This window comes from Serratia sp. SCBI, assembly GCF_000747565.1.
In the GTDB taxonomy this organism is placed as follows: domain Bacteria; phylum Pseudomonadota; class Gammaproteobacteria; order Enterobacterales; family Enterobacteriaceae; genus Serratia; species Serratia ureilytica.
On the sequence record NZ_CP003424.1, the window covers coordinates 1246251 to 1269605 of the forward strand.

Annotated in this window: 18 protein-coding genes and 1 pseudogene; 9 read left to right on the forward strand and 10 right to left on the reverse strand. The window is 59.5% G+C overall.

The features are described from left to right. Window positions 1-2: 2 nt before the first annotated feature. From SERRSCBI_RS05755 to nagB, 3 genes are read right to left on the reverse strand one after another with little or no spacing between them, the layout of a single operon-like run. Window positions 3-1223, reverse strand: coding sequence for an N-acetylglucosamine repressor (locus tag SERRSCBI_RS05755; protein ID WP_019454064.1), 1221 nt, complete (start codon window positions 1221-1223; stop codon window positions 3-5). A 27-nt stretch (window positions 1224-1250) separates the two neighbouring features. Continuing rightward, the gene (gene nagA, locus SERRSCBI_RS05760; RefSeq protein ID WP_033642173.1) at window positions 1251-2390 is read right to left on the reverse strand and encodes an N-acetylglucosamine-6-phosphate deacetylase; all 1140 of its coding nucleotides are present in this window, start codon (window positions 2388-2390) and stop codon (window positions 1251-1253) included. 18 nt (window positions 2391-2408) lie between these two features. Further along, window positions 2409-3209: a glucosamine-6-phosphate deaminase gene (nagB, locus tag SERRSCBI_RS05765; RefSeq protein WP_004939952.1), complete on the reverse strand. Its 801-nt coding sequence runs from the start codon at window positions 3207-3209 to the stop codon at window positions 2409-2411. A gap of 334 nt (window positions 3210-3543) precedes the next feature. On the opposite strand from nagB, the gene nagE reads away from it, so the two are divergent. From nagE to SERRSCBI_RS05790, 5 genes are all read left to right on the forward strand, one after another. Beyond that, entirely contained in the window at window positions 3544-5580 is a 2037-nt protein-coding gene (nagE, locus tag SERRSCBI_RS05770; protein WP_042783851.1) for an N-acetylglucosamine-specific PTS transporter subunit IIBC, read from the forward strand. 240 nt (window positions 5581-5820) lie between these two features. Beyond that, window positions 5821-7485 carry a glutamine--tRNA ligase gene (gene glnS, locus SERRSCBI_RS05775; protein ID WP_033642175.1) on the forward strand — a complete coding sequence of 555 codons (1665 nt, stop codon included), beginning with the start codon at window positions 5821-5823 and terminating at the stop codon, window positions 7483-7485. Window positions 7486-8062: 577 nt separating this feature from the next. Beyond that, window positions 8063-9466, forward strand: a complete 1404-nt coding sequence (locus SERRSCBI_RS05780; RefSeq protein ID WP_042783852.1) for an OprD family outer membrane porin — start codon at window positions 8063-8065, stop codon at window positions 9464-9466. A gap of 45 nt (window positions 9467-9511) precedes the next feature. Next, a complete protein-coding gene (gene chiQ, locus SERRSCBI_RS05785) occupies window positions 9512-9838 on the forward strand; it encodes a ChiQ/YbfN family lipoprotein (protein WP_004939944.1) in 327 nt (108 codons plus the stop codon). A gap of 13 nt (window positions 9839-9851) precedes the next feature. After that, window positions 9852-12509, forward strand: a complete 2658-nt coding sequence (locus tag SERRSCBI_RS05790; protein WP_033651163.1) for a beta-N-acetylhexosaminidase — start codon at window positions 9852-9854, stop codon at window positions 12507-12509. Window positions 12510-12759: 250 nt separating this feature from the next. Here SERRSCBI_RS05790 and fur read toward each other — a convergent pair whose 3' ends face one another. The 4 genes and pseudogenes from fur to ybfF form a co-directional block, all read right to left on the reverse strand. Next, a complete protein-coding gene (fur, locus tag SERRSCBI_RS05795; RefSeq protein ID WP_019454058.1) occupies window positions 12760-13206 on the reverse strand; it encodes a ferric iron uptake transcriptional regulator in 447 nt (148 codons plus the stop codon). A 329-nt stretch (window positions 13207-13535) separates the two neighbouring features. After that, window positions 13536-14076 (reverse strand): annotated as a pseudogene (gene fldA / locus SERRSCBI_RS05800) (flavodoxin FldA). Between the two features lie 263 nt (window positions 14077-14339). Then, the gene (gene ybfE / locus SERRSCBI_RS05805; RefSeq protein ID WP_004939936.1) at window positions 14340-14627 is read right to left on the reverse strand and encodes a LexA regulated protein; all 288 of its coding nucleotides are present in this window, start codon (window positions 14625-14627) and stop codon (window positions 14340-14342) included. A 256-nt stretch (window positions 14628-14883) separates the two neighbouring features. Next, window positions 14884-15657 (reverse strand): esterase, encoded by a 774-nt coding sequence (gene ybfF / locus SERRSCBI_RS05810; protein ID WP_084587951.1) that lies wholly within the window; start codon window positions 15655-15657, stop codon window positions 14884-14886. A gap of 224 nt (window positions 15658-15881) precedes the next feature. Between ybfF and seqA the strand changes: the two genes are divergently transcribed. From seqA to SERRSCBI_RS05830, 4 genes are all read left to right on the forward strand, one after another. Further along, window positions 15882-16424 (forward strand): replication initiation negative regulator SeqA, encoded by a 543-nt coding sequence (gene seqA / locus SERRSCBI_RS05815; protein WP_033651164.1) that lies wholly within the window; start codon window positions 15882-15884, stop codon window positions 16422-16424. A gap of 77 nt (window positions 16425-16501) precedes the next feature. Beyond that, the gene (pgm, locus tag SERRSCBI_RS05820) at window positions 16502-18145 is read left to right on the forward strand and encodes a phosphoglucomutase (alpha-D-glucose-1,6-bisphosphate-dependent) (RefSeq protein ID WP_033638690.1); all 1644 of its coding nucleotides are present in this window, start codon (window positions 16502-16504) and stop codon (window positions 18143-18145) included. Between the two features lie 191 nt (window positions 18146-18336). Then, window positions 18337-18978, forward strand: a complete 642-nt coding sequence (locus SERRSCBI_RS05825; RefSeq protein ID WP_042783853.1) for a PadR family transcriptional regulator — start codon at window positions 18337-18339, stop codon at window positions 18976-18978. Continuing rightward, entirely contained in the window at window positions 18978-19277 is a 300-nt protein-coding gene (locus SERRSCBI_RS05830; RefSeq protein WP_033642181.1) for a DUF3861 domain-containing protein, read from the forward strand. Before SERRSCBI_RS05825 ends, SERRSCBI_RS05830 begins: the two co-directional genes overlap by 1 nt. A gap of 27 nt (window positions 19278-19304) precedes the next feature. On the opposite strand, the gene kdpE is transcribed toward SERRSCBI_RS05830, so the two are convergent. The 3 genes from kdpE to kdpC all read right to left on the reverse strand — a co-directional run bounded on the left by kdpE (window position 19305) and on the right by kdpC (window position 23350). Next, window positions 19305-19994 carry a two-component system response regulator KdpE gene (gene kdpE / locus SERRSCBI_RS05835; protein ID WP_016928747.1) on the reverse strand — a complete coding sequence of 230 codons (690 nt, stop codon included), beginning with the start codon at window positions 19992-19994 and terminating at the stop codon, window positions 19305-19307. Between the two features lie 16 nt (window positions 19995-20010). Further along, window positions 20011-22707: a two-component system sensor histidine kinase KdpD gene (gene kdpD / locus SERRSCBI_RS05840; protein ID WP_042783854.1), complete on the reverse strand. Its 2697-nt coding sequence runs from the start codon at window positions 22705-22707 to the stop codon at window positions 20011-20013. A 73-nt stretch (window positions 22708-22780) separates the two neighbouring features. Continuing rightward, window positions 22781-23350 (reverse strand): potassium-transporting ATPase subunit KdpC, encoded by a 570-nt coding sequence (gene kdpC, locus SERRSCBI_RS05845; protein ID WP_042785656.1) that lies wholly within the window; start codon window positions 23348-23350, stop codon window positions 22781-22783. Between the last annotated feature and the right edge of the window lie 5 nt (window positions 23351-23355).

Consider the following 23355-nt stretch of genomic DNA (forward strand, 5'->3'; position numbering starts at 1 on the left):
GATCAGCTTTCCAGCAATCGCTGCAAGAGCACGCCGTTGAGCATCGCGCGTTTGGCCAGGGCGAAAGCGCCGATCGCCGAGCGATGATTGAGTTCGGAGGTCACCACCGGCAGATTTTTGCGGAAGTCCTTCAGCACCTGGGTATTGATGCAGCTCTGGATCGCCGGCAGCAGCACCTTGTCCGCTTCGGTGATCTCACCGGCGATCACCACCTTCTGCGGATTGAACAGGTTGATGGCGATGGCCACCGCTTTGCCCAGATAGCGGCCTACGTGTTCGATCACTTCGCTGGCCAGCAGATCGCCGCGGTTGGCGGCCTTGCAGATGGCGTTGATGCCGCAGTCTTCCAGCGTCAGTTTGCTCGGATAGCCCTGGCTCAGCAGCTGGCGCACGCGCTGTTCGATCGCGGCGTTGGCGGCCACGGTTTCCAGGCAGCCGAAGTTGCCGCAGTGGCAGCGTTCACCCAGCGGATCGATCTGGATATGGCCGATCTCGCCGACGTTGCCGTTGTTGCCGAGAAAAATCTGCCCGTTGACGATGATGCCGGCGCCGGTGCCGCGGTGCAGGCGCACCAGAATCGAGTCTTCGCAGTCGCGGGTGGCGCCGAAGTAGTGCTCCGCCAGCGCCAGGCTGCGGATGTCGTGGCCGACGAAGCTGGTGACGTTAAAGCGCTGCTGCAGGTTGTCCACCAGCGCCCAATTGCTGACGCTGATGTGCGGCATGTAGCGCACCACGCCCAGCGCCGGATCCACCAGGCCGGGCAGGATCACCGCGATGGCGATCAGCTCGCGCAGGCGACGCTGGTTAGCGTCGATGAATTGGGCGATGGCGGCGAACAGCGCATTCTCCAGCGTTTCTTGAGTGCGTTCCGGCAGCGGATAGTGTTCTTCGCTGAGCGACTTGCCGCTCATGTCATACAGGGTTATGGTGGCGTCGTGGCGGCCGAGACGCACCGCGACGGTATGGAAATGACGGGTTTCCGACACGATGGAGATCGCGCGGCGGCCGCCGGTGGAGGCCTGCTGATCGACTTCTTTGATCAGCCCGCGCTCCAGCAGCTGGCGAGTAATTTTGGTGACGCTGGCGGGGGCGAGCTGGCTGAGTTCGGCAATCTGAATGCGCGAGATCGGGCCCTGCTGGTCGATCAGGCGGTAAACTGCCGCGCCGTTAAGTTGTTTGACTAAGTCAACGTTCCCTATTTGTGCTTGTCCGCCAGTGCTCATCAATAATTTTACTCGCTGTTCATTGAATTAAACCTCGTTACCGTTAACGAGCGTTTTGGTGATCTTGAAATCACGGGTGAAGGCGGTCAGGTTAGCCACCTTGCCGGCTTCGAGGGTGCCCAGACGGTGATCGACGCCGATGGCGCGCGCCGGATACAGCGTCGCCATGCGCAGCGCTTCGTCCAGCGCGATGCCGATATGCTCGACGCTGTTTCGCACCGCTTCGATCATGGTCAGCGCGGAACCGCTCAGGGTGCCGTTCTCATCCACGCACAGCCCATCCCGATAGTATATTGTTTTACCGGCGAAAATAAATTGGTCAATATCTGCACCCGCCGGCGCGGTGGCATCGGTGACCAAGACCAATTTATCACCTTTCAGGCGTTTGGCGTTACGGATACTCGCCCAGGCCACGTGATGGCCGTCGGCGATGATGCCGGTATAGACCTCCGGCGTATCGAAGATTGCCCCCATCAGCCCCGGTTCGCGGCCGGTGATATAAGGCATGGCGTTGTACAGGTGGGTGGCGAAGCTGATGCCGGCGGCGAAACCGGTGCGAGCTTGATCGTAGGTGGCGTTCGAGTGGCCGGCGGAGACCACGATGCCGGCCTCGGTCAGCTGCTTGATAAAGTGCGGCTCAACCATTTCCGGCGCCAGCGTCACCTTGGTGATCACGTCGGCGTTGGCGCACAGGTAATCGATCATTTCCTGGGTCGGCTTGCGAATGAACGCCGGATTGTGGGTGCCTTTTTTCACCGGGCTGAGGTATGGCCCTTCCAGGTGCAGGCCCAACGCCTGGTTTTGGTGCTTTTTCAGATAAGCGCGCATCACGTCGACGCTGTGCTTCATGAATTCGTCGCTACTGGTGATCAGCGTCGGCAGATAGCTGGTGCAGCCGGATTTCTCGTTGGCGCGCTGCATGATCTCCAGCGTTTCTTCCGAGATCGCTTCCAGCGAATCGTTGAACTGTACGCCGCCGCAGCCGTTCAGCTGCACGTCGATAAGCCCGGGGGCCAGGATGGCGCCACCCAGGTCGCGCGTTTCGATGCCGGCGGGCAATTCAGCCGCCGGGCAGACTTTCTCGATCAGCCCATCAGCGATAATGACTGCATGGTCATCAAGTACGTCGTGGCCGGTATAGATTCGGCCGTGGGTTAAAGCGAACATCGTAGCCCCCTGCAAAGATTAAAGACTTTTAACGCTTTCCGCTTCTAACTCGCGGAAATATTTGACAGTTTTGACTTTCAGCTCCATGGTGGCCGGTTCGTCGCACACCACTACCGCTTTGGCGTGCAGCTGCAGACAGCTGATGGTCCACATGTGGTTGATATTGCCTTCCACTGCGGCTTCCAGCGCCTGCGCCTTGGCGTGGCCGGTGACCAGGATCATTACTTCTTCCGCGTCCAGCAGCGTGCCCACGCCGACGGTCAGCGCATATTTCGGCACCAAGCTGACGTCGCCGCCGAAGAAGCGCGAGTTGGCGATGCGGGTGTCTTCGGTCAGCGTTTTGATGCGGGTGCGCGAAGCCAGGGACGAAGCCGGCTCGTTGAACGCGATATGGCCGTCGATGCCCACGCCGCCCATGAACAGGTTAATTTTGCCGTAAGACTTGATCTTCTCTTCGTACTGGCGGCACTCGGCGTCGACATCCGCGGCGTTGCCGTTCAGCAGGTTGATATTTTCGCGAGGGATATCAACGTGATCAAAGAAGTTGCGGTACATGAAGGTGTGATAGCTTTCCGGGTGTTCCTGCGGCAGGCCAACGTACTCGTCCATGTTGAAAGTCACAACATGCTTAAAGCTTACTTCACCTGCTTTGTGCATCGCAATCAGATGTTTGTAGGCTTCCAGCGGCGTGCCGCCGGTGGGCAGGCCGAGAACAAACGGGCGCTCTGCGGTTGGCTTGAATGCGTTGATGCGTTGAACGATATGACGCGCGGCCCATTTGCCGACTTGTGCGGTATCTTTCAGTGGGATAAGTCTCATCTAACACCTCTTGGGATAAGTAAACTAAAGCTATACTGTACGGGCCTGCGGGAGTCGTAAGCGTAACCCAGCTTTATGATTCTCGCGTGAATCGTCCGTCCGGTTGATTTTTTGAATGATAAAATAAGTTTTGTGTGATGGCCAGCAATCTGGGAGGTAAAGACTACTTTTTGGTGATATTTATCACAAAAAGGGAGGTTTTAATTTGCGATACAAAATAAATTTTTTACACTCGGCATGAGTGATACGTGCCAAGCGCTGTTTCTAAAAAGGTAGTGAGAGCTTCAAATAAACTACTAATAGGGTCCGTCCGCGGACAACATAGGGGGAAAAGGTGAACATTCTTAGTTATTTGCAAAAGGTGGGACGGGCGCTGATGGTGCCGGTCGCCACGCTGCCCGCCGCCGCCATCTTGATGGGCGTCGGGTACTGGATTGACCCTGTTGGTTGGGGCGGCGACAACGCGCTCGCCGCTTTCTTCATTAAATCCGGCTCCGCTATCATCGACAACATGTCGGTGCTGTTCGCTATCGGCGTGGCCTACGGCATGTCCAAAGACAAGGACGGCGCCGCCGCGTTGACCGGCTTCGTCGGCTTCCTGGTGCTGACCACCCTCTGTTCGCCGGCCGCCGTGTCGATGATTCAGAAGATCCCGCTCGATCAGGTGCCCGCCGCGTTCGGCAAGATCCAGAACCAGTTCGTCGGTATTCTGGTGGGCATCATCTCCGCCGAAGTGTACAACCGCTTCAGCGGCGTCGAGCTGCCCAAGGCGCTGTCGTTCTTCAGCGGCCGCCGTTTGGTGCCGATCCTCATTTCCTTCCTGATGATCCTGGTGGCTTTCATCCTGATGTACATTTGGCCGGTGATCTTCAACGGTCTGGTGAACTTCGGTGAACACATTCAGAAAATGGGCTCGGTCGGCGCGGGCATCTACGCCTTCTTCAACCGCCTGCTGATCCCGGTCGGCCTGCACCACGCGCTGAACTCGGTGTTCTGGTTCGACGTGGCCGGCATCAACGATATTCCTAACTTCCTTGGCGGCCAGCAGTCGATCGAAGCCGGTAAAGCGGTTGTCGGCATCACCGGCCGTTATCAGGCGGGCTTCTTCCCGATCATGATGTTCGGTCTGCCGGGGGCGGCGCTGGCCATTTACCACTGCGCGCGTCCTGAGAACAAAGCCAAAGTGGCGGGCATCATGCTGGCGGCCGCTTTCGCCGCCTTCTTTACCGGTATTACCGAACCGCTGGAATTCTCCTTCATGTTCGTGGCGCCGGTGCTGTACGTGATCCACGCCGTGCTGACCGGTATCTCGGTGTTCATCGCCGCCAGCATGCATTGGATCGCCGGTTTCGGCTTCAGCGCCGGCCTGGTGGATATGGTGCTGTCGTCTCGCAACCCGCTGGCGACCCACTGGTACATGCTGATCCCGCAAGGCCTGGTGTTCTTCGTCATCTACTACGTGGTGTTCCGCTTCACCATCAAAAAATTCAACCTGATGACCCCGGGCCGCGAGCTGGCGGTTGCCGGTGACGAAACCGACGGCTACGACGTCAACGTCGACAGCAACGCCGGTAAAGACGAGAACGAAACTACCACCCTGGCTCGTCGTTACGTCGGCGCGATCGGCGGTTCCGACAACCTGACCGGCATCGACGCCTGCATCACCCGCCTGCGTTTGAATGTGAAAGACTCCGCGCTGGTGAACGACGCATTGGCGAAACGCCTCGGCGCGTCGGGCGTTATCCGCCTGAACAAGCAGAGCGTGCAAGTGATCGTCGGCACCCGTGCCGAACTTATCGCCAGCGCAATGCGCAACGTGATTGCAGCCGGCCCGGTAGCGGCAGCGGCGGCCCCGGCGGCGGCGCCTGCCGCGGAAGCCAAACCGCAGGCGGTGCCGAACGCGCCGAAAGCCGCGTTTGAAACGCTGGTGGCGCCGGTGACTGGCGAAGTGGTGGCGCTCGAACAGGTGCCGGACGAAGCTTTCGCCAGCAAGGCGGTAGGCGACGGCCTGGCGATTCGCCCGACCGACAAGATCGTGGTGGCGCCGGCTGACGGCACCGTGGTGAAAATCTTCAATACCAACCACGCATTCTGCCTGGAAACCGACAAGGGCGCCGAGATCGTGGTGCACATGGGGATCGACACCGTCGCGCTGGAAGGCCAGGGCTTCAAACGCCTGGTGGAAGAGGGCGCGGAAGTGAAAGCCGGTCAACCGATTCTGGAACTGGATCTGGATTACCTGAATGCCAATGCGCGTTCGATGATAAGCCCGGTGGTGGTCAGCAACTCTGACGAGTACGCCGGCCTGGCGGCGCTGGCCAGCGGCTCTGTGGTCGCCGGTCAAACCAAGCTGTATGAGATCCAGAAATAAGGCTGTTTTTACCTGAGTAGTGCCTGGGGCCGAACACGCATCATGGCGGCGTTTGCCCCGACTTGGCGGGAAGAGAGCGATCTCTTCCCGCTTTTTTTATCCCGTTTCGCCCCACGGCGGTGCGCTGCGCGCCGATGGTGCAACGCGCCGCATTTTTCATGAAACAAACGGTTGTTTCCAGACGTGGCTTGTTGGATCATAGGCGGTTATGTGTAGCGCTTTGCATTGAGGAACAGTGAAATGAGTGAGGCTGAAGCCCGCCCAACCAATTTTATCCGTCAGATCGTCGATGAAGATCTGGCGTCGGGGAAACACACGTCAGTACATACCCGTTTCCCGCCGGAGCCTAACGGCTATCTGCATATCGGCCACGCCAAGTCCATCTGCCTGAACTTCGGCATCGCCAAGGACTATCAGGGCCAGTGCAACCTGCGTTTCGACGACACCAACCCGGTGAAAGAAGACATCGAGTTCGTCGAGTCTATCAAGCACGACGTGGAGTGGCTGGGCTTTGAGTGGAGCGGCAACGTTCGTTACTCCTCAGACTATTTCGATCAGCTGCACCAGTACGCGGTGGAGCTTATCAGCAAAGGGCTGGCCTACGTCGACGAACTGTCGCCGGAGCAGATCCGCGAATACCGCGGCACCCTGACTGCGCCGGGCAAAGACAGCCCGTACCGCGGTCGCAGCGTGGAAGAGAACCTGGCGCTGTTCGAGAAGATGCGCAATGGCGAATTCGCCGAAGGCGCCGCCTGCCTGCGCGCCAAGATCGATATGGCTTCGCCGTTTATCGTGATGCGCGATCCGGTGCTGTACCGCATCAAGTTCGCCGAACACCACCAGACCGGCAATAAATGGTGCATCTACCCGATGTACGATTTCACCCACTGCATTTCCGATGCGCTGGAAGGGATCACCCATTCGCTGTGCACCCTGGAATTCCAGGATAACCGCCGTCTGTATGATTGGGTGCTGGATAACATCACCATTCCTTGCCACCCGCGCCAGTACGAGTTTTCGCGTCTCAACCTCGAATACGCCATCATGTCGAAGCGCAAGCTGCACCAGCTGGTGGCCGAGAAGATCGTCGAAGGTTGGGATGATCCGCGCATGCCGACCGTCTCCGGTCTGCGCCGCCGCGGTTATACTGCCGCCTCGATCCGCGAGTTCTGCCTGCGCATCGGCGTAACCAAGCAAGACAACAACGTCGAAATGGTGGCGCTGGAATCCTGCATCCGCGACGATCTGAACGAGAACGCGCCGCGCGCCATGGCGGTGCTGGATCCGGTGAAAATCGTCATCGAGAACATGGGCGATGCGGTGGAAATGGTCAGCATGCCTAACCACCCGAACAAGCCGGAAATGGGCAACCGCGATGTGCCGTTCAGCCGTGAGATCTATATCGATCGCGCCGACTTCCGCGAAGAAGCCAACAAGCAGTACAAGCGTCTGGTGTTGGGTAAGGAAGTGCGTCTGCGCAACGCGTACGTGATCAAGGCCGAGCGCGTCGAGAAAGATGAAGCCGGCGAGATCACCACCATCTTCTGCAGCTACGATGCGGAAACGCTGAGCAAAGATCCTGCCGACGGCCGCAAGGTGAAGGGCGTGATCCACTGGGTGTCTGCGGCGCACGCGCTGCCGGCGGAAATTCGCCTGTACGATCGCCTGTTCAGCGTGCCTAACCCGGGCGCGGCGGAGGACTTCCTCTCCACCATTAACCCGGAATCGCTGGTGATCAAGCACGGTTTCGTTGAGCCGAGTCTGGCGGCCGCACAGCCGGAGAAAGCCTATCAGTTCGAGCGTGAAGGCTACTTCTGCGCCGACAGCCATTACTCTTCGGCTGAGCACCTGGTGTTTAACCGCACCGTCGGTCTGCGTGACACTTGGGCGAAAATCGAAGGCTAATCTTAATCGCCTCGAAAATTAATGTATCAGCGCGGCTCAGGCCGCGCTTTTTTATGCCTGCTATTGAGTAAATCATCTATTCCCGCCACGTTTTTCCGGGCTGCGTTTAATTAACTGCGGTGCGTTAATCAATAAGTTTTCTTATATTGGGCTTAGTAGTCTTAATCTTTACTTATATATTCGTGATGCGAATTAATTTCATTTAGAGAGCGCTCTCAAATTTTATCTCCTGACTGACGGATTTAGTCAGGCTGAAACCATTAATCGTCTCTGGTTGACCTGGTATCCGTATTTATTCTGATTTAATTGAATTTTTTATTCGACACCTTCCATGAATGCCAGCGTAACAAATTATCACCGATATGTGCTCCTTGTCATACTTTGACAAATCTTCCGCATTTTTCATTTGATAATTCGCGTCGCGAAAAATAGTCTGTCTGTAGCAATTAGTGCTGTGGGAATAACATCTCGTCGGCAATATTTTTTACCCGTTCGGGTTTTTTATTGGCAGTCGTGCAGGGCAGTGGTGAACACAGGCGGCTGCAACTTTTAAGTTAAGTCAAAGAGGAATTTCAATATGGGTACGCACGGTGCTCAGCGTAAAACGCTGGCGCTCGCAGTCGCGGGCGCGCTGTTGGGAACAGGGTTTGCCATGGCGCCTGAGGCGAAAGCCGCAGGGTTTATCGAGGATTCCACGCTGACCGGCGGCATTTATTACTGGCAACGTGAGCGTGACCGTAAAGATCTCAATCCGGACAGCAAGGATTACAATCAATACACCACCAACCTGTCCCACTCTACCGCCAACCTGAGCCTGGATTTCGCGTCGGGCTACGCCTGGGACATGTTCGGTCTGGACGTCGGCGCCTTTACCGCCATCGAACTGGCTGAATCCAGCGCCAGCGGTCACCCGAACGAAATTGCGTTCTCCTCGAAGAACCGTACCTACGACGAAGACTACTCCGGTGATAAAGGCGGTATCAGCCTGTACAAAGCCGCCGCCAAATTCAAATACGGCCCGGTCTGGGCGCGCGCCGGCTATATTCAGCCGAGCGGCCAAACCCTGCTGGCGCCGCACTGGAGCTTTATGCCGGGCACTTATCAGGGGGCTGAAGCCGGCGCCAAGTTCGACTACGGCGATGCCGGCGCGTTGAGCTTCTCCTACATGTGGGCCGACAAATACAAAGCGCCGTGGCATATCGAGATGGACGACTTCCGCCAGAACGATAAGAAAACCCGTGTCTCCTACCTGCACTCGCTGGGCGCCAAGTACGATTTCAAAAACGATCTGGTGCTGGAAGCCGCTTACGGCCAGGCCCAGGGGTACGTGAATCAGTACTTCACCAAGGCGTCTTACAAATTCGATCTGCTGGGCAACCCGCTGACCACCAGTTACCAGTTCTATGGCGCGGAAGACCGCATCAGCAACAAGAACGATCCGAACAGCATTTATGACGGCCTGGCCTGGCTGCAGGCGTTGACCTTCGGTTACACCACCGGCCAGTTCAACTGGCGTCTGGAAGGCACCATGGTCAAGGCGGAAGGCAATCAGGGCTTCTTCCTGCAACGTATGACCCCGACCTACGCCTCATCAAACGGTCGCCTGGACGTGTGGTGGGATAACCGCTCCGACTTTAACGCCAACGGCGAAAAAGCGGTGTATGCCGGCGTGATGTATGACCTCAGCAACTGGAACCTGCCGGGCATGGCGGTCGGCGGCTCTTACGTTTACGCGTGGGACGCCAAGCCGAGCACCAACCCGATCTACGATCAGAGCCAGCGCCTGAAAGAGAGCGCCTGGAGTCTGGACGCGATGTACACCATCCAGGAAGGGCGAGCCAAGGGCACGCTGCTCAAGCTGCATTACACCCAGTATGACAACCACACCAACATTCCGAGCTGGGGCGGCGGTTACGGCAACATCTTCCAGGACGAGAAAGACGTCAAGTTCATGGTCATCGCGCCATTCACCATCTTCTGATGCGTTCCCCGGCCTTGCCGCCGGGGCAGTTAAGGGAATTCAACGATGAAAAAAATCATGCTGATGTTGGCGGCCGCTGCGGCCCTGAGCGCCTGTGCGCAACCCGCTGCGCCGCCGGAAGACGCCAAGTTGAAACAGGCTTACAGCGCCTGCATCAATACCGCGGAAGGCTCGCCGGAGCGTTTGCAGCCGTGCAAGGCGGTGCTGAACGTGCTGAAACAAGAGAAACAGCACCAGCAGTTCGCCGCGCAGGAAACGGTACGGGTGATGGATTATCAGAACTGCATTATGGCGGTTCACAGCGGTAACGGTCAGGCTTACGACGCCAAGTGCGGCAAGCTGTGGCAAGAAATTCGCGATAACAATAATTAAGAAGGACGAGAAGATGAACGCATTCAAACTGAGCGCACTGGCCGCCTTGACGGCAACGATGGGATTCTTGGGCGGCATGGGGAGCGCCATGGCCGATCAACAGCTGGTGGATCAGCTGAGCCAACTGAAGCTGAACGTGAAAATGCTGGATAACCGCGCCGGGGAAAACGGCGTGGATTGCGCGGCGCTGGGCGCAGACTGGGCCTCATGCAACCGGGTGTTGTTCACCCTGAGCAACGACGGGCAGGCGATCGACGGCAAAGACTGGATCATTTATTTCCACAGCCCGCGCCAGACTCTGCGGGTAGACAACGATCAGTTCAAGATCGCTCACCTCACCGGCGATCTGTACAAGCTGGAGCCGACCGCCAAATTCAGCGGTTTCCCGGCCGGTAAGGCGGTGGAAATCCCGGTGGTCGCCGAATACTGGCAGCTGTTCAGAAACGACTTCCTGCCCCGCTGGTATGCCACGTCCGGCGACGCCAAGCCGAAAATGCTGGCGAATACCGACACCGAAAATCTGGATCAGTTTGTGGCGCCGTTTACCGGCGATCAGTGGAAGCGCACCAAGGACGACAAAAATATTCTGATGACGCCGGCTTCGCGTTTTGTCAGCAACGCCGATCTGCAGACGCTGCCCGCCGGCGCGCTGCGCGGCCAGATCGTGCCGACGCCGATGCAGGTGAAAGTGCACGCGCAGGACGCCGATCTGCGCAAAGGGGTATCGCCGGATCTGAGTGCGTTGGTCAAGCCGGCGGCGGATGTCGTCAACCAGCGCTTCGCGCTGCTGGGCGTGCCGGTTCAGGCCAACGGTTACCCGATCAAGACCGACATCCAGCCGGGCAAGTTTAAAGGCGCGATGGCGGTGCCGGGCGCTTATGAGCTGAAGATCGGCAAGAAAGAGGCGCGGGTGATCGGCTTCGATCAGGCCGGGGTGTTCTACGGGTTGCAGTCTATCCTGTCGTTAGTGCCGACCGACGGCAGCGGCAAGATCGCCACGCTCGACGCCAGCGATGCGCCGCGCTTCCAGTATCGCGGCATTTTCCTCGACGTGGCGCGTAACTTCCATAAGAAGGATGCGGTGCTGCGCCTGCTGGATCAGATGGCGGCTTACAAGCTCAACAAATTCCACTTCCACCTGAGCGATGACGAAGGTTGGCGTATCGAAATTCCCGGCTTGCCTGAGTTGACGGAAGTCGGCGGCCAGCGCTGCCACGATCTGAGCGAAACCACCTGCCTGCTGCCGCAGTACGGCCAGGGGCCGGATGTCTACGGCGGTTTCTTCACTCGTCAGGACTACATCGACATCATCAAATACGCCCAGGCGCGCCAGATTGAGGTGATCCCGGAGATCGACATGCCGGCGCACGCCCGCGCGGCGGTGGTCTCGATGGAAGCGCGCTACAAGAAACTGCATGCCGCCGGCAAAGAGCAGGAGGCCAACGAATTCCGTCTGGTGGATCCGACCGATACCTCCAATACCACCTCCGTGCAGTTCTTTAACCGTCAGAGTTACCTGAACCCGTGCCTGGATTCCTCCCAGCGCTTTGTCGACAAGGTGATTGGCGAGATTGCCCAGATGCATAAAGAAGCCGGCCAGCCGATTAAGACCTGGCACTTTGGCGGCGACGAAGCGAAAAACATCCGCCTGGGCGCCGGCTACACCGACAAGGCGAAACCGGAACCGGGTAAAGGCATCATTGACCAGAGCAATGAAGACAAGCCGTGGGCCAAGTCTCAGGTGTGCCAGGTGATGATCAAAGAGGGCAAAGTGGCCGACATGGAGCACCTGCCGAGCTACTTCGGCCAAGAGGTCAGCAAGCTGGTGAAGGCGCACGGCATCGACAGAATGCAGGCCTGGCAAGACGGCCTGAAAGACGCCGAGAGTTCGAAGGCGTTCGCCACTTCGCGCGTGGGGGTCAACTTCTGGGACACCCTGTACTGGGGCGGTTTCGACAGCGTCAACGACTGGGCCAATAAAGGGTATGAAGTGGTGGTCTCCAACCCGGACTACGTCTATATGGACTTCCCTTACGAGGTGAACCCGGACGAGCGCGGTTACTACTGGGGAACCCGCTTCAGCGACGAGCGCAAGGTGTTCAGCTTCGCGCCGGACAACATGCCGCAGAACGCGGAAACCTCGGTTGACCGAGACGGCAACCACTTCAACGCCAAGAGTGACAAGCCGTGGCCGGGGGCATATGGACTTTCCGCTCAGCTGTGGAGCGAAACCCAGCGCACCGACCCGCAGATGGAATACATGATCTTCCCACGCGCGCTGTCGGTGGCGGAGCGCGCCTGGCATCGCGCCGGTTGGGAGCAGGACTATCGCGCTGGCCGCGAATACAAAGGCGGGGAAACCCACTTTGTCGATACCAAGACGCTGGAGAAAGATTGGCTGCGCTTCGCCAATATTCTGGGCCAGCGTGAACTGGCCAAGCTGGACAAAGGAGGCGTGGCTTATCGTCTGCCGGTGCCGGGCGCTCGCGTGGCGGGCGGCAAGCTGGAGGCGAATATCGCGCTGCCGGGGTTGGGCATCGAGTACTCCACCGACGGCGGTAAGCAGTGGCAGCGCTATGATGCCAAGGCTAAACCTGCGGTTTCCGGCGAAGTACAGGTGCGCTCGGTCAGCCCGGACGGCAAACGCTACAGCCGCGCCGAGAAGGTCTAAGAAGGGCGGTGCGGCCCGCAGTTTTGGCGGCGGGCCGCATCATAACGAAGGGGGAATGCGTTCGCCCGCGCGTGTCGGCGCAGGGCGGACGTTGTAGTGAGAGTAGTACGTGGAGTCGCAGTGCCGCTGCAATTGTGGTATTTCATGACATGATTTTCCCCGGCTGGTCCGGGGATTTTTTTGTCTGCTGCATGGCGGGCATAAAAAAAACCGCCTCAAGGTGAGGCGGTTTTTCATAGCCGGTCAGGGCTTATTTCTTGTCGTGCAGCGTTTCGTCTTCGCGACAGTCACCGGTTTCACAGTGGCCGTACAGGTACAGACTGTGGTTGGTGAGCTTGATGCCGTGCTGCTTGGCGATGTCACGCTGGCGCACTTCGATGGATTCGTCGCTGAATTCGATCACTTTGCCGCAATCCAGGCAAATCAGGTGATCGTGGTGATGCTGTTGGGTCAGCTCGAACACGGACTTGCCGCCTTCGAAATTGTGACGTGTCACAATGCCCGCATCGTCAAACTGGTTCAGTACGCGATAAACCGTCGCCAGCCCGATCTCTTCGCCCATATCAATCAGTTTTTTGTACAAATCTTCCGCACTGACGTGATGGCATTCCGGATTTTGCAGTACTTCCAGGATTTTGAGTCGCGGAAGCGTGACTTTTAAGCCGGCCTTCTTCAATGCGATGTTGTTGTCGGTCATGCGAATTCAGTCCTGTTACTATGCTAATCAAGTTGAGGCGTACTCGCCTGTGGCATCGGTCGGCACAAAGAGTTAATGCGTCTCATTATAGAACCGGTTGTACTAAATGGAAACCGCCGGTTGTTAACAAAGATATAATTGCACTATTGCATGTTTTGCATGCAACGCCTTGATGGATGGGATAAACCGATATCTCAGTCTACCGTGACGGGGTGGGAAGTTACAAATCTGTAGCTTCTATCGCAGCAATCCCTGTTGCCGATGACGGCCCTGTCGGCACACTATGCACTTTACAGGGCCTTTGTTCAACCTTTCGCCAGTCCCGGCGTTTAGCCGACGATATCGGCCAGGCTCAGCTCTTCGACGATCTGTTTGACCCAGGCGTCGACACGCTCGTTGGTCAGCTCCGGCTGACGGTCTTCGTCGATCGCCAGACCGATGAAGTGGTTGTCGTCCGCCAGGCCTTTGGAGGCTTCGAAGTGGTAGCCTTTGGTCGGCCAGTGGCCCACGATGGCCGCGCCGCGCGGTTCGATGATGTCGCGGATGGTGCCCATCGCGTCACAGAAATATTCCGCGTAGTCTTCCTGGTCGCCGCAGCCGAACAGCGCCACCAGTTTGCCGTTGAAATCGACTTCTTCCAGCGTCGGGAAGAAATCGTCCCAGTCACACTGCGCCTCACCGTAGTACCAGGTTGGGATGCCCAGCAGCAGGATATCGAACCCTTCCAGGTCTTCTTTGCTGCTTTTAGCGATGTCATGCACTTCAGAGACGTCGTCGCCAAACTGTTTCTGGAGAATTTTCTGGATCATTTTGGCAATGTTTTCGGTATTGCCAGTGTCGCTGCCAAAAGAAAATGCCTACAGTAGCCATATCGCGTATAACCTTTAAATTCAAGTAATTGCATTACTCGATGCCAGCACTGCCGCCGCTGACGCCGATTAAAATGATGCCATGGCAAGAGCCGTTCGCCGCGGGGGGCGGGCGCCGACAGGCGCAGTCTCTTACCGGTAAATGCGTATCATGCCAGAAAGTGGCGCCGGGGTTTTATCGCATTTATGCGATGCCGGAGATGAAGAAAAGCGTGTCGATCCGGCGTTGTCCTTAACGCCGCGCCGCGCGTGCGGCCGAAGAGATCAATGTTCCGGCTGTTCTTCCGCCAGTTGCGCCAACAGCATCTGCTCGATGAGTTCGCTGCGGCTGATGTTGCGCTGTTCCGCCAGTTTGTTCAGGGCGTCCACCGCATCCGCGTTGATTTTCAGCTCTACGCGCCGCAATCCACGCACTTTATCGCGCCGTAACTGATTGCGCTTATTGATTCTAAGCTGTTCATCGCGGGAAAGCGGGTTGGTTTTCGGGCGCCCCGGACGGCGTTCATCTGCGAACAGATCCAGCGTCGTGCGATCCGTTTGTTCTTTTGCCATAGGTAGCGGTACTGCAAGGGAGTTTGCATCAAAAAGCGCTCTCACGCTTCCGGAGGCATCGGTTAACACACTTCGGGCCAATAAACCCTAACCCAAATTCACCCCCGACCCGGCGTTCGCGAACGCACTGGCGCGGCGGCAAAATTATAGCGCGCCATATTACCCCAGCAGATGGAGCGGCGACAATGCCTAACTGCGGGCTAAACGCGCTAAGCCGTTATCTTTAGCGCATTTTTTCGCCAGGTGAGCGTGTTTTTCAGGCTTCGTCGAGGAAACGGTGAATGGCGCGCAGCACCGCCTCCGGTTTTTCGGCGTGCACCCAATGGCCGGTGCCGGCAACGACGTGCGCGCGGGCCTGCGGGAACTGGCGGGCGATGTCCGCACGGTAGCTGTCCTGCACGTACGGCGACAGGCCGCCGCGAATGAACAGGGTCGGGTGCGGCCAGGCCGGCACGTCCTGCCAGCCGGTGATGTCATCATAGCGCTCAATCAGCACCGGCAGGTTGAAGCGCCATTCGCCGTTATGGAAGGATTTCAGCAGGAACTGGATCACGCCTTCTTCCTGCAGGTAGTCGCGCATCAGCTGGGCGGCGGCCTGGCGCTGGGTGATGCCGGCGGCGCTGACGGCCTTCAGGGCGGCGAAAATCTCGTCGTGACGTCGGGTCTGGTAATTCACCGGCGCGACGTCGATGACGATCAGCTTGGCGACGCGCTCGGGCGCGATGGCGGTCAGCGCCATCGCCGCTTTGCCGCCCATCGAATGGCCGATGACGATCGCTTTCTCAAGCCGCAGTTCGTCGAGCAGCTCCAGCAGATCCTGCGCCATCGCGGGGTAGTTCATATCGTCGGCGCGCGGGGAGAGGCCGTGGTTGCGCAGATCGACCTTAATTACGCTGTGACGCTGATGCAGATCGCGCGCCAGCACGCCCAGGTTGTCCAAATTGCCGAACAGCCCGTGGATCAGCAGCACCGGCAGCGCGTCTGACTCGGCGGCCAGCAGTTGATAATGTAATTTCATGGCGAAGTTCATACTGAGAGAGATTCAGATTAGGGTATCATGATTGAATCGCACGATGAATCATGCGGAATTTTCGCGGCGCGGGCTTGGCAGTGCCGGCTATAGGTATTAGTCTGCATTTGCCGTCCGGAGGCACATTGTTGTGTTCGCCCCAGCGCTTTTAACCTTATAATCCCATGGCTTGAATGCAGGATCTGGCTTCAGGTTCTAAGTAGAAAAAACAGTATTGGATAAAGATGAAAACTATTGAAGTCGACGAAGAGCTTTACCGTTATATTGCCAGCCACACGCAACACATCGGTGAAAGCGCGTCCGATATTTTACGCCGCATGTTGAAATTCACCGCCGGTCAGCCGGTGCGCGCGTTGCCTGCCGCCAGTGCGTCGCCGTCCGTCGAAGCGGAAAAAGCGGCGCCGGTTCAGCGCCCGCGCGATCGCGTACGCGCCGTGCGTGAACTGCTACTGTCGGATGAATACGCCGAGCAGAACAAAGCGGTCAACCGTTTCATGCTGGTGCTGTCCACGCTGTACACCCTCGATGCCGCCGGTTTTGCCGCCGCCACCGAGGCGTTGACCGGCCGTACCCGCACCTATTTCGCCGGCGATCAGCAGACTCTGCTGGCCAACGGCACGCATACCAAGCCGAAGCATGTGCCGGGCACCCCTTACTGGGTGATCACCAATACCAATACCGGCCGCAAACGCAGCATGATCGAACACATCATGCAGGCGATGCAGTTCCCGGCGGAACTGATCGAGAAAGTTTGCGGTACCGTCTAATTTAGCGAACAGCCCGTCATGATGGCCGTGCGCGACGTATTTGCCCGGTCACCGACAGGGATGAGGGAGATATGTCGATGGCGAATAATCCACGTGCCGGGCAGCCCGCCCGTCAAAGCGATCTGATTAACGTAGCCCAGCTGACGTCGCAGTACTATGTGCTGCAACCGGAAGCCGGCAATGCCGCACATGCGGTGAAGTTTGGCACCTCCGGCCACCGCGGCAGCGCGCAGCGCCACAGCTTCAACGAAGCGCACATCCTCGCCATCGCTCAGGCGATCGCCGAAGTTCGTCATCAGCAGGGCACCACCGGCCCGTGCTACGTGGGCAAAGACACCCATGCGCTGTCCGAGCCGGCCTTTATTTCCGTGCTGGAAGTGCTGACCGCCAACGGCGTCGATGTGATCGTGCAGGAAAACAACGGCTTCACGCCAACGCCGGCGGTATCGCACGCCATTTTGTGCCACAACCGCCGCGGCGGTGCCCAGGCCGACGGCATCGTCATTACGCCGTCCCACAACCCGCCGGAAGACGGCGGCATCAAATACAATCCGCCGAACGGCGGCCCGGCTGACACCAACCTGACGTCAGTGATCGAAAAGCGCGCCAACGAACTGCTGGCGCAGCAGTTGAAAGGCGTGCAGCGTCAGTCGCTGGACAAGGCCTGGAACAGCGGCCACCTGCACGCCAAAGATCTGGTACAGCCTTACGTCGAAGGGCTGGTGGAGGTGGTCGACATGCCGGCCATCCAACGCGCCGGCCTGAAGCTGGGCGTGGATCCGCTCGGCGGTTCCGGCATCGCCTATTGGCAACGGGTGGCGGAACACTACAAGCTGGATCTGACGCTGGTGAACGATTCCATCGATCAGACGTTCCGCTTTATGCACCTGGATCACGACGGCATCATCCGCATGGACTGCTCGTCGGAGTCGGCGATGGCCGGCCTGCTGGCGCTGCGCGACAAATTCGATTTAGCGTTCGCCAACGATCCGGATTACGACCGCCACGGCATCGTCACGCCGAAGGGGCTGATGAACCCGAACCACTATCTGGCGGTAGCCATCAACTACCTGTTCCAGCATCGCCCGCAGTGGGGCGCCGATGTTGCGGTAGGTAAAACGCTGGTGTCCAGCGCGATGATCGATCGCGTGGTGGCCGATCTGGGCCGCAAGCTGGTGGAAGTGCCGGTCGGCTTCAAGTGGTTCGTGGACGGTCTGTTCGACGGCAGCCTGGGCTTTGGCGGCGAAGAGAGCGCCGGGGCCTCGTTCCTGCGCTTCAACGGCCAGCCGTGGTCGACCGACAAAGACGGCATCATCATGTGCCTGCTGGCGGCTGAAATCACCGCGGTAACCGGTGAGAACCCGCAGCATCACTATGACGATCTGGCCAAGCGCTTCGGCGCGCCAAGCTACAACCGCATCCAGGCGCCGGCAACCCATGCACAGAAAGCGGCGTTGTCCAAGCTGTCGCCGGAGATGGTCAAGGCCAGTACTCTGGGCGGGGACCCGATCACCGCACGTTTGACCGCAGCGCCGGGCAACGGCGCGTCGATCGGCGGCCTGAAAGTGATGACCGACAACGGTTGGTTCGCGGCTCGTCCTTCCGGCACCGAAGAGGCTTACAAGATCTACTGCGAGAGCTTCCTCGGGGCGGAGCACCGCGAGAAGATTGAGCACGAAGCGGTCGAGATCGTCAGCGAAGTGCTGGCTTCCGCCAAGTAATCACTTTTCTTGATTGATAAAAAGCGCTGTTTTTACAGCGCTTTTTTTATGGGCGCTATTTAGATATATCTTTTTCACGGCACGCGCTTGCGCATTTAGATATATCGATCTAGATTAGCGCTATCGATGCTGTTTAGATATATCTAAACAACCTCGTATTGATGTTCCCAACTAAAGCGAGGTCTCACCTTATGTTTCATCGATTAGGTTTACACCGGCATCATCATCATCACCATGAATGCGAAGAGGGTCGTCGTCATCGCGGCGGGCGCCATCACTTCGGCGGCGAAGGCGAAGAGCACGGCCGGGGTGGGCGCGGCGGCCGGGGCGGGCGTCATCGTCTGTTCGAACACGGCGATCTGCGCCTGGTGCTGCTGGCGCTGGTGGCGCGCAAGCCCAGCCACGGGTACGAATTGATCAAGGCGATCGAGGAAGCGTCATCCGGCCTGTACGTGCCGAGCCCGGGGGTGATTTACCCCACGCTGACGCTGCTGGAAGAGCAGGACTTCCTCGAACCGCTCACCACCGGCAACGGCCGCAAAAGCTACCGCATCACCGCGGCGGGCGAGGGCGAGCTGCAAAAGCATCAACAGGTGGTTGAGGTCATTCTGGCGCGTCTGGCGGGCGCCGGCCGCGAGCGTCATCGGCACGGCAACCTGGCGGAAGGCATCTACGACGCCATGAACCGTCTGCGCAGCCTGCTGCGCGGCAACGTGATGCGCGCCGATCTTACGCCGCAGCAGGTGGAGCGCATCAACGCCGCGTTGCTGACCGCCGTGGCGGCGATCGAAAGCGAAATGCAGATTCAACCTTCGCAACAGGAGAAGAACTGATGCCCGGCCACCGTTTTAACATTACCGTTGAAGCCCTGAGCGATCGCCAGGGCAATCCCGTCGAGAAAGCGCCGCTGAGTTTTGAAGTGAGCAACCACGACGATATTCTCGAGATCGTCGAGCGCATTCGGGCGCGTGACGATCTGAACTTCGGCCCCGAGCAGAGCGCGGCCTTCGCCGTGGGGTTGAAGCTGTTCTCCGAAGTGATGATCGAAAACCGCAAACACCCGGTGTTCGCTCCGCTGCGCGAGGCGTTTAAGGAATTTATGGTCGGATTGAAGAAGGGCCCGGCGGCGTAAAGGCGCGGCAAACCGCGCCCTCCGGGGTTAAGGCATGAAGCGATAGCCGACGCCGGTTTCGGTCAGCAGGTGTTTGGGCCGGGCCGGATCGGCTTCGAGCTTCTGCCGCAAATGGCCCATGTAGATGCGCAGATAGTGGCTGTGCTCCACGTAGTTCGGCCCCCAGACGTGGCTCAACAGCTGGCGTTGGGTGATCACCTTGCCGGCGTTGGCCAGCAGCTCCGCCAACAGGCGAAACTCGATCGGCGTCAGATGCAGATCTTCGTCGTTGCGCAGCACCCGGCGATTCACCAGATCGACGGTAATCGCCGAAAAGCTCACCAGCGGGCTTTCCTGTTGGTTAGCTGAGTGGCGGCGCAGCGCGACCCGCACCCGCGCCAGCAGTTCACCGATGCCGAACGGCTTGCTGAGGTAGTCGTCGGCGCCGGCGTCCAGCGCGGCGATCTTGTCCTCTTCGGCGTTGCGCGCCGACAGCACGATCACCGGAATGGCGCTCCACTGCCGCAGATCGCGGATGTAGCTCAGCCCGTCGCCATCCGGCAACCCCAAATCCAGGATGATCAGATCCGGTTTGCGCGTGCCGGCCTCAATCAGCCCCCGCTGCAGCGTTTCACTTTCAAACACCCGCAGGCCTTCGCTCTCCAGCGCGGTGCGCACGAAGCGGCGGATCTCTTTTTCATCTTCAACAATCAGAATGTTGGTTGGCGTTATGCTCACGTTTCCCCTGCGTTGATTACAGATCGAAGGCGTCGCCGTCGATCTCGGGCGGTTTTTCCAGCGGCAGCACGAAGCGGAAGCTGGCGCCGCCGTTGGCGCCGTTTTCCGCCCAGATGCGGCCGTCATGCACTTCAATAATGGCACGACAAATCGCTAACCCCAAGCCGACGCCGGGGATCGCCGACTCTTTATTGCCGCGTGAAAACTTGTCGAAAATCAGCTGCAGCTGATCGGCGGGGATGCCGGGGCCGTTATCCCAGACCTCGACTTCCAGCCACTCGGGCAGCGTGCGGGCGCGAATGCCGATGGTGGCCTCGGCGCCGGCGTATTTATTGGCGTTTTCCAACAGGTTGGTGAACACCCGTTCCAGCAGGCTGCCGTCGCAGTTGACCAGGATCTGTTCCGGCGGCAGATCGACCTCGATTGGATGCTGGCTGAGCAGCGGCTCCAGCATGTGCAGCGAAGCGCCGACGATCTCTTCCAGCGACTGCCACTCTTTACGCAGGCTGAAACCGCCGGACTGGATGCGCGCCATATCCAGCAGGTTGTTCACCAGACGGGTGGTGCTCAGCACCTGCTGGCGGATCTGGCTGGCCTGGGTGGCGTGATTGGAACCTTCGGCCGCCAGGTCCAGCGTGAGAATTTCCGCCTGGCCGAACAACACGGTCAGTGGGGTGCGCAGATCGTGCGACAGCGCCGCCAGCAGCGAGTTGCGCAGCTGTTCGCGTTCGGCGTCCAGCTTGGCTTCTTCGGCGCTGCGCGCCAGGTGCAGCCGTTCCAGCGCGCTGGCGATCAGCACTGCGAAGGTTTGCAGCAGCCGCTGTTGTTCCGGCACCATCAGCTGGCGCAGGTTGTTGGGCTCGATCGCCAACAGGCCGAAGGTCTGTTTGGGGGTATTGAGCGGCAGCAGCTGGTAAGGCACGCCGGGCAGGGTGTCGGTGCCAGCGCCGGCCGGCAAGCCTTTATCGAAACTCCAGCGCGCGATGGCTTCGTCTACCGACAGCAGCCCGCCTTCCTCGCCGATCATTTGCTGCAGCCGGCCGTCTTCCTGTGGCAGCAGCAGCACGGTTTTCGCCTGGAAGCTGCTGGAGAGGAAATGACGGCTGGTGTTGGCGATGTCGGCCACGGTCAGCGCGCGGCTCAGCCCGCGTGACATTTCGTACAGATGGCGCGCCCGCTGCTCGCGATAGCGCGCCACCCGGGCCTGATAACGCACCCCGGCGGTCAGGTTGCCGATGATGATGCCGACGGCGAGCATCACGCCGAAGGTCAGCAGATACTGCATATCGCTGACGGCGAACGACCATTCGGGCTGAACGAAGAACAGATCGAAACTGGCGACGTTGATCACCGCCGCCAGCACCGATGGCCAGCGGCCGAAGAACAGCGCGACGATCGCCACGCCGAGCAGGTAGACCATCACCAGGTTGGCCTGATCGAAGCCCGGCAGCAGCCACTGCGAGAGCAGGGTGATCAGCGCGCACAGCGCCACCGCCACGGCGCAGCCGCGCAGCTGCATGCGCCATTTCTCATTGAAGCTGCGGCCGTCGTGCTCCTTGCCCGGCGGCGGCTGCGCGGCGTCGCTGTCCAGCGCGACGATCACCAGATCGAGATCCGGGCCCAGCCGGCCGAGGCGATCGGCGAAACTGCCGCGCAGCTTCCAGCGCTGCTCGCTGCGGCGGCCGATGATGATTTTGCCGAGGTTATGTTCGCGGGCGTAGCGCAGCACTGCGCGCTCTTCGGACGGATCGGCCAGGGTGGCGGTTTCGGCGCCCAGCTCCTGCGCCAGCCGCAGCGCGCGTAGAATGGCGCGGCGTTGGTTTTCCGGCAGCCGGTGCAGCTTGGGGGTTTCCACGTAGACCGCATGCCAGTGGCAGCCGAGCCGCGCCGCCAGCCGGGCGGCGATGCGCACCAGCTTTTCGTTACCGCTGTTGTGGCCGACGCACAGCAGAATGCTGTCGCGGGTATGCCACACTTTCTCGCGCCCCTGGGTGTCGCGAAACTCGCGCATCTGGTCATCGACCCGATCGGCGGTGCGTCGCAGCGCCAACTCGCGCAGGGCGATCAGGTTGCCTTTACGGAAAAAATGCTCGATGGCGCGCTCGGCCTGGCCGGGAATATACACTTTGCCTTCATGCAGCCGTCGGCGCAGATCGTCCGGCGGTAGATCGACCAGCACCACTTCGCTGGCCTCGTCAAACACGTGGTCGGGCACCGTTTCGCGCACCCGCACGCCGGTCACGCCGCCCACCACGTCGTTCAGACTTTCCAAATGTTGCACGTTGACGGTAGTCAGCACGTCGATGCCGGCGTCCAGCAGCTCTTCCACATCCTGCCAGCGTTTGGGGTGGCGCGAACCGTGGGCGTTGCTGTGCGCCAGTTCGTCCATCAGGATCAGCGCCGGATGGCGCGCCAGCGCGGCGTCGAGGTCGAATTCATGCACCAGTCGGCCGCGATGCTGGATGCGCTTTTGCGGCAGCAGCGCCAGGCCGTCGAGCAGGGCGGCGGTCTCGCTGCGGCCGTGGGTTTCCACCACGCCGACCAGCACGTCCAGCCCCTGAGCGCGCAAGCGCTGGGCCTCCTGCAGCATGGCGTAGGTTTTGCCCACGCCGGCGCAGGCGCCGAAAAATACCTTCAACCGGCCGCGCGGTTTTTCATTGGCCAGCGCCAGCAGGCTGTCGGGATCGGGACGCTGCTGTTCTTCTTCGACCATGACAATTCCTTGTGTTACCAAGCAAAAAGGGGTTCGGCACGCCGAACCCTATCACTATGCTGAATACCGCGCGTTACTTCAACGCATCCAGCGCCAGGTTCAGCTTCAGCACGTTGACCACCGATTCGCCCATGAAGTTGGGCGTGGCCCGATCGGTGTTGTCTTCGATCAGTTTAGCGATCTGCTCCGGCGGCAGATGACGCGCCGCCGCGACCCGCGCCAGCTGATACCGCGCCGCGGCGATCGAGATCTGCGGATCCAGCCCGCTGCCGGAGGTGGTCAGCAGATCCACCGGGATCGGGCCGCTCATGGCCGGATTGGCCTGGCGCAGCTGCGCCGCGCGTTCGGCGATAGCCTTATCCAGCGCCGGGTTGGTGGCCGCCAGGTTGCTGCCGGCGGAGGCCAGTGGATTATAGGCTGAATCGCCGGTCGCCGACGGGCGGCCCCAGAAATAGTCGGCGCGCGTGAAGTTCTGGCCGATCAGCGCGGAGCCGACCGCTTTGTCGCCCTTGTACAGCAGCGAACCGTTGGCCGCGCCCGGAAACAGCAGCTGCGCCAGCCCGGTGGTCAGCAGCGGATAGGCGATGCCGGTGATCAGCGTCAGCAGGATCAACATCACCAGGGCAGGTCGTAAATACGTCATGTTCA